Annotated in this window: 13 protein-coding genes; 11 read left to right on the top strand and 2 right to left on the bottom strand. The window is 44.9% G+C overall.

Features of this window, described 5'->3' with window-relative positions:
* The 5 genes from ISR87_12005 to ISR87_11985 form a co-directional block, all read left to right on the top strand.
* A partial coding sequence (locus ISR87_12005; GenBank protein ID MBL7026170.1) for a methionine adenosyltransferase occupies positions 1-1,011 on the top strand: 1,011 nt, incomplete at its 5' end.
* A gap of 71 nt (positions 1,012-1,082) precedes the next feature.
* The gene (locus ISR87_12000) at positions 1,083-2,381 is read left to right on the top strand and encodes an adenosylhomocysteinase (protein ID MBL7026169.1); all 1,299 of its coding nucleotides are present in this window, start codon (positions 1,083-1,085) and stop codon (positions 2,379-2,381) included.
* Positions 2,382-2,465: 84 nt separating this feature from the next.
* On the top strand, positions 2,466-5,366 hold the full coding sequence (locus ISR87_11995; protein ID MBL7026168.1) for a hypothetical protein: 2,901 nt from the start codon (positions 2,466-2,468) through the stop codon (positions 5,364-5,366).
* The gene (locus ISR87_11990) at positions 5,363-6,736 is read left to right on the top strand and encodes a hypothetical protein (GenBank protein ID MBL7026167.1); all 1,374 of its coding nucleotides are present in this window, start codon (positions 5,363-5,365) and stop codon (positions 6,734-6,736) included. Before ISR87_11995 ends, ISR87_11990 begins: the two co-directional genes overlap by 4 nt.
* 91 nt (positions 6,737-6,827) lie before the next feature.
* The gene (locus ISR87_11985) at positions 6,828-7,031 is read left to right on the top strand and encodes a DUF2892 domain-containing protein (protein MBL7026166.1); all 204 of its coding nucleotides are present in this window, start codon (positions 6,828-6,830) and stop codon (positions 7,029-7,031) included.
* A gap of 48 nt (positions 7,032-7,079) precedes the next feature.
* Here the strand turns inward: ISR87_11985 and ISR87_11980 are convergent, their stop codons facing one another.
* Together ISR87_11980 and ISR87_11975 are read right to left on the bottom strand one after the other, a co-directional pair.
* Positions 7,080-8,171, bottom strand: coding sequence for an LptF/LptG family permease (locus ISR87_11980; GenBank protein MBL7026165.1), 1,092 nt, complete (start codon positions 8,169-8,171; stop codon positions 7,080-7,082).
* 13 nt (positions 8,172-8,184) lie between these two features.
* Positions 8,185-9,384 (bottom strand): HlyC/CorC family transporter, encoded by a 1,200-nt coding sequence (locus ISR87_11975; GenBank protein MBL7026164.1) that lies wholly within the window; start codon positions 9,382-9,384, stop codon positions 8,185-8,187.
* 313 nt (positions 9,385-9,697) lie between these two features.
* Here ISR87_11975 and ISR87_11970 point away from each other — a divergent pair, with 313 nt between their 5' ends.
* The 6 genes from ISR87_11970 to ISR87_11945 all read left to right on the top strand — a co-directional run bounded on the left by ISR87_11970 (position 9,698) and on the right by ISR87_11945 (position 15,430).
* Entirely contained in the window at positions 9,698-10,270 is a 573-nt protein-coding gene (locus ISR87_11970) for a carboxymuconolactone decarboxylase family protein (protein ID MBL7026163.1), read from the top strand.
* 67 nt (positions 10,271-10,337) lie between these two features.
* Positions 10,338-11,261, top strand: a complete 924-nt coding sequence (murQ, locus tag ISR87_11965) for an N-acetylmuramic acid 6-phosphate etherase (GenBank protein ID MBL7026162.1) — start codon at positions 10,338-10,340, stop codon at positions 11,259-11,261.
* A gap of 25 nt (positions 11,262-11,286) precedes the next feature.
* The gene (locus ISR87_11960) at positions 11,287-12,663 is read left to right on the top strand and encodes a phosphomannomutase/phosphoglucomutase (GenBank protein MBL7026161.1); all 1,377 of its coding nucleotides are present in this window, start codon (positions 11,287-11,289) and stop codon (positions 12,661-12,663) included.
* Positions 12,647-13,681 (top strand): type 2 isopentenyl-diphosphate Delta-isomerase, encoded by a 1,035-nt coding sequence (locus ISR87_11955; GenBank protein ID MBL7026160.1) that lies wholly within the window; start codon positions 12,647-12,649, stop codon positions 13,679-13,681. The genes ISR87_11960 and ISR87_11955 overlap by 17 nt, the downstream gene beginning before the upstream one ends.
* A 35-nt stretch (positions 13,682-13,716) precedes the next feature.
* On the top strand, positions 13,717-14,697 hold the full coding sequence (locus ISR87_11950) for a polyprenyl synthetase family protein (protein ID MBL7026159.1): 981 nt from the start codon (positions 13,717-13,719) through the stop codon (positions 14,695-14,697).
* A gap of 133 nt (positions 14,698-14,830) precedes the next feature.
* Positions 14,831-15,430, top strand: coding sequence for a bifunctional nuclease family protein (locus ISR87_11945; protein ID MBL7026158.1), 600 nt, complete (start codon positions 14,831-14,833; stop codon positions 15,428-15,430).
* Positions 15,431-15,432 lie beyond the last annotated feature (2 nt).

The raw sequence follows: 15,432 nt of genomic DNA, 5'->3' as shown, positions 1-15,432 counted from the left end.
GTCATGGTGGGTGGCGAGATCACGACCTCAGCCTATGTAGATATACAGCGTATCGCCCGGGGTACCATAAAACGAATTGGTTACACCGATTCCGCCATCGGGTTTGATTATAATACCTGTGCGGTTCTGGTAAGTATTGACAAGCAGTCCCCGGATATCTCACAGGGGGTTGACGATGACACTCACGAGCAGGGTGCTGGTGACCAGGGGATGATGTTTGGTTATGCCACGGATGAAACCGATGCCTTTATGCCCATGCCCATCTACATAGCTCACGAGCTGACCAAACGGATGGCTGAAGTGCGCAAGAACGGGAAGATACCCTATCTCTATCCCGATGGTAAATCTCAGGTGACGGTCCAGTACAACTCCGAGACCCATTTGCCTGAAGCCATTACCGCAGTAGTGATATCCAATCAGCATAAGGACGGTGTCGATGTCCAGGGCCAGATGTATCATGACGTTCTGGAGCATGTCATTAAACCTGTCCTGCCCGCGAAACTGGTAGACTATGACACGCTTAAAACTTTTGTGAACCCCACAGGTCGTTTTGTTGTAGGTGGACCCCAGGGAGATGCTGGTTTAACGGGTCGTAAAATTATTGTGGATACTTATGGCGGCTATGCTCCCCATGGTGGTGGCGCTTTCTCTGGTAAAGATCCCAGTAAAGTGGATCGTTCAGCGACTTATATGGCTCGCTATATTGCCAAGAATATCGTGGCTGCCAAAGCTGCCCGACGCTGTACAGTACAGTTGGCCTATGCTATTGGTGTGGCAGAACCTATCTCCATCTTGGTAGACTCCCATGGAACTTCTGAGAATAGCAATGCTGAACTCGAGGCCATGGTGCGAGAAGTCTTCCCACTCAAGCCGGCTGCCATTATCAGTCACCTCAAATTGAAACGACCAATCTATGAAAAAACTGCGTCATATGGTCATTTCGGCCGTGATGAGTTCCCCTGGGAAAAAACCAATCTGACGGATGAAGTCACGCAAGCATTAAAAAAATAAGTAAAACTAAAAGACATTAACCGCGAAGAACGCGGAGAGCGCAAAGAATTATAAAGGTTAAATTAAAATATATGGAAACAAAGACGATAGATTACAAAATAGCTGACATAAACCTGGCCGCCTTTGGCCGTGATGAGATGTTTCTGGCAGAAAAAGAGATGCCAGGTCTCATGGAGCTAAGAAAACGGTATGGAGATTCAAAACCACTTGAGGGTGCCCGCATTGCTGGTTGTATCCATATGACCATCCAAACTGCCGTCTTGATTGAAACGCTTACTGATCTTGGTGCTGAAGTGCGCTGGTCCAGCTGCAATATTTACTCAACCCAGGATCATGCAGCAGCAGCTATTGCTGCTACAGGTGTCCCTGTCTTTTCCTGGAAGGGTGAGACAGAAGAAGAATACTGGTGGTGTATTGATCAGACGCTGGGCTTTGATGGCAAAGGTCCCAATCTCCTGCTGGATGATGGTGGCGATCTGACACAGGTTATTCTGGAGCAACATCCTGAATGGCATGCCCAGATCAAGGGTGTCTCTGAAGAAACCACCACAGGGGTTCATCGACTCTATCAGTTGATGGAAGAGGGGGGATTACCCTTCCCGGCCATCAACGTAAATGACTCCGTGACTAAATCCAAATTTGATAACAAGTACGGTTGTCGTGAATCTCTGGCTGATGGTATCAAACGTGGTACCGATATCATGCTGGCGGGTAAGAAGATTGTAGTAGCCGGTTATGGAGATGTAGGCAAGGGCTCAGCCCAGTCTATGGCAGGTTATGGGGCTCAGGTATTCGTCACTGAAATTGATCCCATCTGTGCCTTACAAGCCGCCATGGAAGGCTACGCCGTTGTGACCATGGAAGAGGCTGCTGAATTTGGTGATATCTTTGTTACCACCACTGGCTGTAAAGATGTGATCCGCGGTGAACACATGGAAAAGATGAAGGATAATGCCATCCTGGCCAATATTGGTCATTTTGATCATGAGATTGATGTGGCCTGGTTAGAGAACCACGATGATATCACTGAAACCAATATCAAACCCCAGGTTGATCGTTTTGAGTTTCCTGATGGCAAATCATTGGTCCTGCTTTCCCGTGGACGTCTTGTTAATCTTGGTAATGCAACGGGCCACTCATCCTTTGTCATGTCCACGTCGTTTACCAATCAGGTGCTGGCTCAGATGGCACTTTATGAAGGTACCGTTGCAGATGGTGTTCAAGTACTTTCCAAGGAGTTGGATGAAGAAGTGGCCAGACTGCACCTGGCTCATCTTGATGCTAAGCTGACCACACTTTCTGATGATCAGGCTGAGTATCTTGGTCTTAAGAAAGAAGGTCCCTTTAAACCTGAGCATTACAGGTATTAGAGAAAGGTTATTCCTATCAAATTTCGAAAACTTAGAGATCGGTTAGCGGGTATACTCCTGGCTGCATTGTGGGGCTTTCTTGTCATGCAGTGTGATTTTGGACTTCCCACCAAAGTGGTGATGCCAACCTGGCAAATGACACTGACCATTCCTCTGGTTTCTGATATTTATCCCTTTGACGGTTTACTAACATCTGATACCACGGGGACCATTCAGGTGTATGGTGATTCTGTAGATACAGATGGTGATGGGATCATGGATATTTTACTGCCCGATACCCTGGCTGATTATCCTGGTGGTTTGTATATCACTCTTGAGAATGACTTACCACCAATAACCCTCCCCGAAGATATGTTTGTCATCCCCGCCCAGGACCCTATGGCCCTGGGTGTTGGACCAATTGATATTGGATCCATTCTACCTGCCACGCTAGATGAGGGTATTCATCTGGGACCGGTTGATACAATTTTTTACATGACCGACATGGGATTTAATTATCCCCCATATACAAATGACACTATTCCCGCATCGACCTGCGATGATCTAAATGCCAGACGTTCAGTGACTGTCAACTTTACTTTTGGCGATGCTGACTCAAACCTGAACGCTACCCAGGATGTCATGTTGCCGGGCTATGTTCACGAAATAGAAGTGAGCGTGGCAAGCAACGCAGATTTGGGCGGTTGCATAGATTGTGGTACCTTCCCCGAAACATTTACCTGCGAAGATATCATCTCTGTCCCAGCTGTTCCAACTGGCGCCACAATTGAAATCCCCGACACACCGCTTCCAGGAATCAGAGAGGCTTATGCGCTGTTGCCAGACCCTGCAACACTGCCGGCAGATGTTCCCATTGAAAGTTTTGAATCAGTCAAGATTTCCACCGGTTCGATTGCCTCAACCATCAATAGTCAATTGCCACTGACTTCTTCAAACATTGGATTACTTGTATACACAAAAAGTGCTGATGGTAGTAAGCGGGATACCTTACATAATCACCTCTTTGAGAGTATTTCCGAATATATGCGAGAGGGTGAAGATAGTGTAAAAGTCTCTTCGCTTGACGGTGTAGCCCTCTATGATAGTCTCATATTTGAATTTGGCGGAACCATTAATTCAAACGATGGTGATACTCTGGAATTCCCTATGGGCGTGAACCCCTTCTTTCATTACAATTTTTCACTTGATATTGATGGCTTTGAGAGTTTTAACATCAATATGCGTGACACCACCATGTCCATATACCAGGACATGAATACTACTTCGCCTGACGCTGCCTTCAGCGTCCAAATCGTGAAAGCCACATTTAAAGACAATGTGGATGACCCGGACACCAATCGCCTGAGTATTTCACTGGAAAATCAAATGGGTCTGGATATTGATGTTTTGCGGATCAAACTCAGGAACTTTTATGAGCATCAAGACAGTTTGGATGCTGGAAGCTATGAAATTTTAACCTTCTCATTGCCTGATGGAGAAACGGCAGATACTGTGGTAGTGTTGGATGGTCACCTGCTTAGTAACCTTACAGGGGATGATACGCCTCTGGATTCAATACTTATAGAGACAGAGATACAATTTAGCTCTGATGGGGGCCCAACAACCATTCCCTATCCACCACCAGATGAAATGGCCATTGATGTCAATGTTCTGATGACATCGCTACGAATTGAAGACCTGGTGGGACTCTTTGATATTAATTTTGGATTGAGTAATCAAGAACAGCCGCTGAGTCTACCTGGACTCGTTGGTGGCGTCACATTCGGGGAGGCAATTCTTGCCATCACCATGAACAATGAGTTCGGTGTTTCTCCAGGCTTAGGCCTTAAGGTGAAAGGTTTCAGAGATGGTGACAGTGTTGTAGTTGCTCTGGATCCAGACTCAGTAAATTTTCAAGCAGGCTCACCAGAAACACCGGTGTCCACAGAGATTAGAATTAGTCGTGATTATGTTCGGCGAACTGTGGGCGAAGATGAGTCTATTGTCCAGCACTTCCCTGAAGATAATAATATCGTCAACCTCATGGCCATGATGCCCAGTATCGTTTCAGTTGGAGGAGATGCCCAAATTACACCTGATGGATTGACATCCATTACAGCAGGGGCTGAGATTTCAGGAACCTGGCGTTTTGAAATTCCATTTTATCTGAGCATAGCCGGGGGTGGTGTGCAATTCCTGTCGCCAACCTTCACACCCATGGATGCCTTGGATTCAACGACCATAAAGCAGTTGGTAGGTGACAATGGTGTGCCGGATGAGTCAGATATGTTGCTAAGCTCCAACATCAAAACTACTATTTATAGTGATATTGGACTGGAATTTGAAATGCGAATTCTAGTTTCTGATATTCCTTATTTCCCCTTCTATAATTCAGTTGAAAACCAGGTTTTTATAGCAGCGGATCGTGATCTTGATGGGACCATAGACACAGTCGGACTCAATCTGGATACACTGATTATCCATCCGGTGGTAAGAACGCTGGAATTAAAGGTTCCAGCTGCTGTGACCGATCCTATTACGGGGTTGGCCATCCCGGGGCAGGAAGGATTTGGTCGATTCTCAAATTCTTCCGATTTCAACCTGACGGAGGATGATGCAGACTCAACTTATGGAACACTCAAACATCATAAATACGCCATGCTGGATACTTTTATCATCGGAAGATCAGACAGCGGCTTTACCAACGTAGAAGCAGCAATGGCGATTGCAGGTTTAGAATACCCCACCGTGGCTGACAGTTTGTATAATTTGACATTGAGTGAGGACAATAAACATTTGCTACTCATGCTGGACGCCACTCCCTATGGAGAATTAGGATGGCTGATTGAGGATAAACCCCATTATATAGCCATCAAATTCCTGATTTCGGAAACTCCGAATCCTGCTCTGTTGCCCTTTTCTGCTGGAATCGATGTCACCGCTTATATGGAATTTCTTCTGAATTCAGGACCCATGTTTGGTTCTGGAGGGGAAACATCAGAATGAGAAATTTCTTTAAAATCGTGCTTCTGGCTGGTCTTGGACTGAATCTCGGTTTTGGTCAGGCACATATTGATGCTCGAGGGCTTGGGCTTTGTAATGCGTATACGGTGAGCTCGAGGGGAATTTCCTCAATTGGATACAACCCTGCCAATCTGGGATATACAGAAGATCTTACCTTTAGTGCCGATCTTTTGGATTTCAAAATTACAGCCTTCAATAATTTCATGTCACTCGCCCTGTTTAACAAATATTTCTCAGGTGACCGGAATGGAGATCCCTTTGATCTCGAGACGAAGATGCCGGGAAGCGATAAAACACATAAAGAATATCTACTTTCCGAACTCACAAAAGATGGGTTCGCATTTGGTCTGGGTGTGAGTGTTCCCCTTCCCATATTGAATGTATCCATGGGAAATTATGCTTTCACCTCTGGTGTTGAGTATTACATGCAGAATTCGTTACCCCTGGGCCTGTTTGAAATGGTTCTGGAAGGGAATCAGATTGGTCATTCTCTGGATCTATCTGTGAGTCAGGATCTTCTAATGGTGACCAATTTTGGCTTCTCCTTCGCCATACCCTTTGAAAAATATAATGTGGGGGCAACCATAAAATATCTGGCTGGGATTGGCTTTGCTGGCGTGGATTCCTCAGGAGGTGCATTTAGTACCCGGGCAACCGGTCTCCAATCTGATGGTTTTTACCGCTATACCAGGGCAATCGGTGGAAATGGCCTGGGTGTTGACGTGGGATTTAATACGAGAAAAATTAACAACTGGCAGTTTGGTTTAGCAATTAATAATGTGATTGGCTTCATCAACTGGGGTAATGATGATAATTTTATTGCCAAGAACATCGGAATTATTGAGGCTATTGTTCCTATACGTGATCTATTACAGATTTCTTCAGACAGCTCACAATTTTCAGCGAGCACTTTGTATTCATTGGACCTTGAAAGAGTCAATGTGACTGGAGCGCTTGCAAATTCGGACAGTTTGTTCAAGTTTGATGAAAAAGATGTCCCCAGACCAGATAGCATGCGCATGAATTATCCTGCGGTCTTTCGTTTAGGCGGTAGCTATCAGTACCAGGAAGACTTTATTATCATGGCTGATCTTTCAGCCGGTTTGGATGATTACTATTTTGCAGATCGATCATGGAGACTGGCTCTAGCAGCCGAGTGGATACGTTTCGGCATGATTCCCATCAGGTCAGGCATAGCCTTTGGAGGTCCTTATGGCCGGGAAGCATCTGTAGGTGCTGGAGTTCACCTCATCTGGTTTGATGCTGACCTCGCTTTGAAACTCTTGGGGGGTATGTCGTTTGCCAATGCTGAAGGCATTGAATTTGGGATAAGTTTTCAGTTTAAACGTTAAAAATTAAAGCTGGAAGTTTTCAGCTGCTTCAGATACCAGTAATCACCAGGGGTGACAATTCAGTTCACTTAACTATCAAGAGGAAATAAGCATGAAAAAAAATGTGGGTAAAATTGATAAAATAGTACGCCTTGTTCTAGCACTCGGCTTGTTTAGCCTTTTCTTTTTTCTCGAAGGCAATGCACGCTACTGGGCGCTGACTGGTTTAATACCTCTGGTTACAGGACTCATCAACTTTTGTCCCATCTGGGCCATTTTTGGAGTAAACACCTGCTCGCTCAAAACAGAGGCTTAATTTATAAAAATGAGTGCACTCAACTGGTGCGGGAGTATCAGTTGAGTGTTACTTCTTAGCTGTTTGGTAAAACAGCCAGCCCCCTGCAATAAATAGAACAACATTTCCAAACCACACTGCAAAAGCTGGATGCATCGAGCTATTGTAACCGACTTTCTGTCCGCCAATAAGCAGGATATAATATATAAAGAGCGCAATCACACTCTTACCCACCCCCACAGCAAGATTCTCCCTGGTGCCTTGCAAGGCAAAGCTGATACCCAGAAAAATCACAATAAAACCGGTCATGACAAAAGCCAGTTTGAAGTGGAAGTCTACTACCCAGCGATGGGGATTGAGCCCTAGCAGTTTTTTCTTCTCAATAAAGTCCACAAGTTGAAAAACATTCATTTCGTTGGGTCTGATTTGCTCCTTAACAATATCCACGGGAGTGAGCGTAATAGGGAGCTCATCGCTGAGACTCATCTCTGAAAACAATAATTTTCCAGCAGCATCAAAGCGACGATTTAAACCTTCAGATTTATTCCAGGCCTGGAGAGAATCAACCCACTGCAGCTTTGCATAATCCCATCGTTCTGTAATCCCAGAGTCCTGATAGGCCAGGATTGAAACATCAGTGCAACTATTGTTCGGGACATCATAGGATTTGATAACCATGATATTGCCGTTTATATCCTGGCGAACCACCTCTTTCATTTTCCGGGGACTTTTCTTCGGTTTTAATATATTGCGGGTGATCTCTTTCTGCTGATGATTGAAAGGCATGACCACAAGATTTTGAAAAATAAACTGGAAAATGGTAAAAAAGAGACCCAGAAGCAGCAGGGGGCGTGCAATCCTGAGCATGCTAATTCCAGAAGCACGCATGGCGGCAATTTCATAGTTCTTATTGAGGGTCCCCAGAGAGAAGACTGTGGCCAGGAGCATACTCATGGGCAGAGCCATATCAATGAAGTAAGGCAGGCTATAGCCGTAATAGACAAGCATCAGATTGGCGCCAGCACCGGCATCAACAAAGTTGTCAATCTTTTCCACAAAATCAGCAATGGTGAAAATACCTACCAGACCAACAAGAACGGTCCACATGGTAGAAAAAAAAGCTCGGATCAGATATCGATCTATGAGAGAAACTAAGCCCAAAAGTGACCGCTAATTAGCGCTCCTGAACAAATATGGTTTCAATACGTGTTGCAGTTGAAGATGAAATCACATAACGGTGTGTTTCCGTAAGGAACTGCTCATTCTTTTGGGGGATATGCCCGAGGCTCCCGATGAGGAATCCAGCCAGCGTTTCGTACTCACCTGGGGGAATACCAAAATCATGGTGTTCGTTAAGAAAGTCTATTTCTACATTTCCTTTGATGAGCAGCCCCTTATCAAGCTGTTGAACAGCTGCATCTTCCACATCAAAGGCGTCTGTAAATTCACCAAATAGCTCTTCAGACAAATCTTCCATGGTCACTAAGCCGGCTGTCCCGCCATATTCATCTATGACAATCGCTATGGATATACTTTTTGTCTGCATTTCTCCCAGTAATTCATCAGCCGCTTTGGTTTCAGGGACAAAGTAGGCCTCCCTCATGACATCTCGAAGCTCTGTGGCACCTTTGAAAATGTCATGGAGGAAAACAATGCCCTTGATATCATCAGCAGTTTCTTCATAGACCGGGAGTTTAGAAAATCCTGACTCCATAAACGCTGCTTCAACATCAGCCATATTGCTATCAATGGAAATAGAAGTCATATCCGGACGAGGCGTCATCACCTCACTGATTGAGGTGTTTTTAAAGGTGAATATACGCGCAATGGTTTGACGCTCATGCACATCCACACCACTTTCTTCCCTGGGATCATTGAACAAGAGATGGAGCTCCTCAGAATCAAGGTTGGTCTGACTTTCAACGTCATCACTTCTCAGGATTTTTTTCCGATAAAGCGTTAGCAGGAAGGTCAGGGGGTAGAGCACGATCTCAAAAATTTTGACAAAACGTCCAAAAAATAACATGGAGGCATTGGGAAATTCACGAAAAAGAGTTTTGGGTATGATTTCACCAAATATGAGTACGCTCACAGAAATGATAAGCAAAATGAGCCACTCGTTGGGGATGACTCTTATGAACATTACCGTTGCGAAGGAAGTGGTGAGGATATTGGCTATGTTATTCCCCACCAATGTAGCCGTGAGGAATTGTTCGGGGTTTTGGCTGGCATTCAAGGCAGATTTAGCACCGCGCACCTTTTGCCTTTGCCATACCTCAAGCTGAAGTCGGTTTGACGAGAGCAATGCAATTTCTGCTCCGGCAAAAATAAAGCTTAGGATCAGACCGATGACAGCGAGAATTATCTCGATCATTGAGGAGATCTATTGGTTGGAGTGTTGTTACTCATTTTCACGTTCAACATACAAATAATATAATTCGATTCAAGCTTGAACCATAGGTTGCTCTTGGGCTTTACTGAAAAGTTCAACCCCTTGGATATCTCAAGATAAAGAAAATATAGCTCTCATTGCATAAGCCACTATTTGGTCGAAACCGAGAATTCAAGTGTCATCACGCCCCAACCCGATTATCCTATAAGCCATGACATTCTCTAGCAGATATTCCACTTGTGAATCTCAACTATCTCAATCCTGGAGGGAGCTCAGCAACTCTGAGCACAAAAAAATGTTTCTCCTGGGAATCCTTGTGGCAGCTACGACGCTAAATGATCAGGCCATGCTAAATATCTGGCTACCTGAATGTTCCAATATTCTGGATGAGGAGGCTATCGAAGAAGCCATCCTACAGACACTGCTCTTTGCTGGATTTCCAAAAACGATTGAGGCTCTCAAACAATTGAGAAATCACTTCCCCGTTAGACATGGTCCCAAGCATGTGAGCGACCACCAACATGCCGGAGACAAGACCAGTAAAATCATTTACGGAAAATATCATTCCAAATTGAAGCAGGTCATGGATGAGTTACACCCTGATTTAACGAGATGGATGATCGAGGATGGCTATGGGCGAGTTCTATCTCGATCTGGACTTAGCCTTAAGGAGCGGGAAATCTCAGTTCTCGCTTCATTGATGACATCAGGAATGATCAATCAGTTTCGAGCTCATATTCGGGGTGCTTTATATGCAGGGTTGTCACAGGTTGATATCATTTGGTTTACAAACACCTTTGCTTGTATAATTGCCGCCGACTTGAGATCTGACTTCGATGAGGTAACCCAGGAGATGTTAAAGTCGTGATTGAGTGTCAGCGCAGCAAAAGGCACAGTTATTCTGAAAAATATTATTTGGTGGGAGCAATAAGAAAATGACCTCGAAATTAGGCAAACTTTTAACAGAACAACGCAATCCAGAGAGTATGAAGCTGGATTCGTCGTCGATTCGTGAAATCCTTGAAATTATAAATCGGGAAGACCAAATCATTGCTGGCAAAGTCGCTGAGCAAATGGATGATATCACACAGGCAACGGAATTGGTAGATAACGCTTTCCAGAAAAATGGACGCTTAATCTATGTGGGAGCAGGGACTTCAGGAAGACTGGGCGTTTTGGATGCTTCTGAAATTCCACCTACCTTTAACGCCAGCCCGGAAAGAGTTCAAGGATTTATCGCTGGAGGTGATATAGCCTTACGAACTGCAGTTGAAGGTGCTGAAGACTTCCCTGGGGATGGTCGTAAACTCATTGATGAAATTGCAGTAACAGAAAATGATGTCGTTATGGGTATAGCCACAAGTGGTGTTACCCCATACGTACTGGGCGCTCTGGAGCGTGGAAAAGAATTGGGAGCGGCAACGGTGTTTTTCACTTGTGCAGACAGAAATCACATCGATATAGATGTCGATGTTCTCATCTCTGTACCAGTGGGACCAGAAGTGATTACGGGTTCTACTCGAATGAAATCCGGAACGGCCACAAAAATGGTTCTCAATATGATTACCACCACCGCCATGGTTAAACGTGGTAAGGTCTATGAAAATCTCATGGTTGACTTGAAGGCAACAAATATCAAACTGGAAGATAGAGCCCGTCGTATTGTTTCTACCATCACCTCCTGCAGTTACGAAGAAGCAAGTGATCTGCTGGTTAAATCTGATAACTATGTAAAGGTGGCTTTGGTAATGCAGAAAAGCCATGCTTCAGCAGAGGAAAGTCGACTATATTTGGATCGTTTTGATGGGAACGTTCGCCTGGCAGTAGATGAACTTGAAAAAAACACAGACCCCGAATAAATAACGGTCTTAGGAGAATACAGATATGAATGTAAATGATTTTATTTTTAGAGAATATGATATCCGCGGGGAAGTAGCAGTAGATTTTCCAGAAGAAGTCGTTGTTGCCCTGGGGCGCGCTTTTGCATCAATCGTCAAGCGTCGGGGTGGAAAGAAAATCACGCTCTCTGGAGATGTGAGACTCACAACCCCCCAACTTAAAGAATATTTTAAAGCAGGCGCACTCTCTACGGGGATTGATGTCATGGACATAGGCATTCTACCCACACCAGGCAACTATTTTAGTGTGTTTCATTTTGAAGATGTGGATGGTGCGTGTCAGATAACAGGCTCCCATAACCCACCACAGTTTAATGGTTTTAAATTGACCTTTAATCAGCTCGCCTTTTTTGGTCAGGATATTCAGGATATGCTTACTCTGATTAAAAATGATGATTTTGAAGCAGGCAAGGGTAGTGCTTCAGAATATGATCTTTTGCCAGAGTATATGGATACAGTGGTCAAGGGTATTGATCTCAAGCGACCCATGCGCATTGTGGTTGATGCTGGCAACGCAGCTGGTGCGCTCTGTGCCCCTGAGGTATATGAAAGAATGGGTTGTGAAGTAACAGCTCTCTATTGCGATGTAGATGGTACCTTCCCGAATCACCATCCTGATCCAACTGTCGCTGCCAATCTTAAGGATATACAGGCTGAGATGAAAAAGGGTGGCTATGATGTTGGTATTGCCTTCGATGGAGATGCTGACCGTCTAGGTGTGATTGACGAAAAAGGGCAGGTTGTCTGGGCAGATTACCAGATGATTCTTTTTGCTCAAGACATCATTAAATCCAAAGATGATAAAATAATATTCGATGTAAAATGCTCACAGGCACTTGAGGAAAAAATTCTGGAGTTTGGTGGAACACCCGTTATGTATAAGACAGGACATTCCCATATTAAGACCCATATGAAAAAGCTGAACTCTCCATTCTCCGGAGAGATGAGTGGTCACCTCTTCTTTGCAGATAGATACTTTGGTTTTGACGATGCCATCTACAATGGTGGTCGTATGCTGGAACTTCTTTCCAAGAGCAATCGTCCCCTTTCTGAAATGGTGGATGAGCTTCCCAAATACTTTTCAACACCCGAGATCAGATTGACCTGTAATTCAGACTCAGAGAAATTTGAAATTGCAGAGAACGCAGCCAAATATTTCAAAGAAAATTATGATTGCATTGATGTGGATGGTGTACGAATTCGGTTTGGAGATGGATGGGGTCTGGTGCGAGCATCAAATACACAACCTGTCCTGGTCGTAAGATTCGAAGCCAAAACACAAGAACGCATGGAAGAGATTCAAACCCTGGTTATGAACAAAATCGCGGAGTTTGGCGAGGTTCGCCTTGACGAGGGACATTGAGCAACGCAAGCGGGATCATCTGAATCTTGCTCAGGAAAAGGCGCTAAACTTTACAACTTCTGCCGGGTTTGACCGCTGGAGATTCATCCACAACGCACTCCCTGAGATTAATCTTGATGAGATAGATACTCGTACAGAATTTTTAGGGAAGGAACTCCAGTTTCCTCTCCTGATCAGCTCAATGAGTGGAGGCGTTGAGGAGAGTTTCAAGCTCAATGCAAATCTGGCAACAGCGGCTGAGTCAGTGGGCTGTGCCCTTGGCCTGGGAAGTATCCGTGCTGCCCTGGAAAATGAAAAAGTACGAGACAGTTTTTTAGTTGCCAGAGAAAAAGCACCTGGGGCTGTCATCCTGGCCAATCTTGGAATTGCACAGATCATGGGTCCGCAAACAATTGACAGGGTAGCAACCTTTTGCAGCGATCTGAAGGCAAATGCGCTAATCATTCACTTAAATCCAATGCAGGAGGCATTTCAGCCTGAAGGCGATACCCACTTCAAGGGTGCCTTGAATGCTATCAAGACCTGGGTGCATGAATTTCCACTACCCATCATCGTCAAAGAGGTTGGACAGGGTCTTTCCATCGAAGTAATTGCCAAGCTTAAGGGTGTTGGCGTTGAAATAATTGATATTGCCGGTGCAGGTGGGAGTAACTGGATATCCATTGAACGCGAACGACTATCCGATGATCAGCGTGTATTGAAACAAGCTGCTCATGAATTTGCCAACTGGGGTGAGCCAACAGCTGAAATCCTGGAAAACCTGGAAACGGATCAGTTTGTTATCGCCAGTGGTGGTCTAAAACAACCCCTTGATCTGGCTAAGGCGATTGCCCTCGGTGCAAATATGGGTGGCATTGCTGGTGCATTGCTAAAACATGCCATGTCTTCAGATGGAAGTAGAATCATTGAACATTTACTGGTGTGGAAGAAAACTCTGGAAATGACCATGTTTGGTGTTGGGGCACTTACGATTAATGAATTAATTGGGAATCGCCGGTTATTGCATAAAATTGGCTGATCTTACTCACAAAAGTAATTATCGAGAAAGAAACAATGGACATTGAGGTAAACAATAGAATCGAGACATGGCGCGCAGCCATTTCTAAACATTTGCAGAATCCATGCTTTGATACTGAGCCTGTTTATCTCTCAGAACCCATGAAATACGCCCTCAAAGCTGAAGGCAAGATGCTGCGACCAGCACTTTGCCTGGCGGCGGCCGAAGCCGTCGGGGGTGACTGGCACGATGCAGTTAGCGTCGCTGCTGCACTTGAAATTTTTCATACATTCACCCTGGTTCATGATGATATCATGGATGGTGACGAACTGCGAAGAGGTCGCCCAACCCTCCACAAGGCCTTCGGTGACAATCGGGCTCTATTGAGCGGTGACACTTTGCTTATCTATGTCTATCAACAACTCTCAGATGTTGAGGAATCAAAATTCCCCAGCGTCTTTCGTGCCTTTAATGATGGGGCTATGGATGTGTGCAAGGGCCAGGGTTGGGATATGGAGTTTGAGGGGAGTATTCATGTCGAGCCTCAACAGTATGAGATGATGATTGATCTCAAAACCGGAGCGCTAATCAGACTTGCCTGCCATCTCGGTGGGATCATGGGTGGTGGAAACGATGCTTCCATTGAAGCCCTTTCACGATTTGGGATCCTCCTGGGAAGAGCTTTTCAAATGCAGGATGATCTTCTGGAAGTAACGTCATCATCAGCTACCATGGGCAAAAGTTTGGGTAGCGATGTCCTGAACGAGAAAAAAACCTGGATCTGGATCGACTTGAAAAGCAGACTCACAGAAGATGAGCTGAAGGAATGGAAAATTATTCAAAACGGTGGTGAGTTGGCTGAACATCATCGAGATCAGGTAAAACAATGGATGATAGATCATGGTACCATTGAACGGGCTCAGGATTTAATCACATCCTGGATATCAGAGGCAGATGCTCTGTTAAGTTCATCTCTCTTTAAAAACACCAATATGCTCAAAGCCTTGTCTGACATGATTCTAAATCGAAAAAAATGATTTTGTCAATCACCTAGTCCCCACATTTTCCCCATAAGTGTTAAAGATCACAAGTTGACGACGAAGGTCATTTTATTACCGTCAGTGTTTGACATTTGACTGTGTTTGGCGCTAAGTTTATCCCGGTACTAAAATGATTGAAGTAATTGTCAAGAATATCCTCTTCTTTGCCCAGGCAGCTGCCCCGGGTTATACCCTGTTTCTTCAAACGAGGGATGATGACCAACGTAGTCTGCCTATTGTGGTGGGACAGTTTGAAGCCCAGACCATCGCCCTGGCCCTGGAGCAGATTAATTTGGATCGCCCCATGACACATGATCTATTATCCCAGGTGATCACCCATATGACTGACGGATTGGACAGTGTCGTTATTCAGAAGTTGAAAGAGGGGACATTCTATGCCGAATTGAATGTAAGGAGTGAAAAGGGTATCGAGAAAATTGATGCCCGGCCCAGTGATGCCATCGCCCTGGCTTTGAGAGCCAGAGTTCCTATCAGGGTTTCGAGGGAGGTCTTTGACGAGGCATCTATCCCCATGCCCATTACCACGGAGCAGACCGAAAAATCAGAGCCCAGTCTGGCCGAAAATGTGAGTGAAATAATGCATGGGGCTGAATTACGATTTGATCTGGAGCATGATCTTAAAGAGGCAATCTCCAATGAAGATTACGAAATGGCAGCTTTAATTAGAGATAGATTAAACGCATTATCCGTTTCTGATTTACGCAGTTAAGC

Source organism: Candidatus Neomarinimicrobiota bacterium (assembly GCA_016784545.1).
GTDB lineage: Bacteria > Fidelibacterota > UBA8477 > UBA8477 > JABMPR01 > JABMPR01.
This window is presented reverse-complemented; position numbering and strand designations above follow the sequence as displayed.

Excerpts from the sequence above, each read along its gene's own strand:
- ISR87_12000 (MBL7026169.1), top strand. The coding sequence starts at position 1,083 with ATGGAAACAAAGACGATAGATTACAAAATAGCTGACATAAACCTGGCC.
- ISR87_11995 (MBL7026168.1), top strand. The coding sequence starts at position 2,466 with ATGCAGTGTGATTTTGGACTTCCCACCAAAGTGGTGATGCCAACCTGG.
- ISR87_11990 (MBL7026167.1), top strand. The coding sequence starts at position 5,363 with ATGAGAAATTTCTTTAAAATCGTGCTTCTGGCTGGTCTTGGACTGAAT.
- ISR87_11985 (MBL7026166.1), top strand. The coding sequence starts at position 6,828 with ATGAAAAAAAATGTGGGTAAAATTGATAAAATAGTACGCCTTGTTCTA.
- ISR87_11975 (MBL7026164.1), bottom strand. The coding sequence starts at position 9,384 with ATGATCGAGATAATTCTCGCTGTCATCGGTCTGATCCTAAGCTTTATT.
- ISR87_11970 (MBL7026163.1), top strand. The coding sequence starts at position 9,698 with ATGTTTCTCCTGGGAATCCTTGTGGCAGCTACGACGCTAAATGATCAG.
- murQ (MBL7026162.1), top strand. The coding sequence starts at position 10,338 with ATGACCTCGAAATTAGGCAAACTTTTAACAGAACAACGCAATCCAGAG.
- ISR87_11960 (MBL7026161.1), top strand. The coding sequence starts at position 11,287 with ATGAATGTAAATGATTTTATTTTTAGAGAATATGATATCCGCGGGGAA.
- ISR87_11950 (MBL7026159.1), top strand. The coding sequence starts at position 13,717 with ATGGACATTGAGGTAAACAATAGAATCGAGACATGGCGCGCAGCCATT.
- ISR87_11945 (MBL7026158.1), top strand. The coding sequence starts at position 14,831 with ATGATTGAAGTAATTGTCAAGAATATCCTCTTCTTTGCCCAGGCAGCT.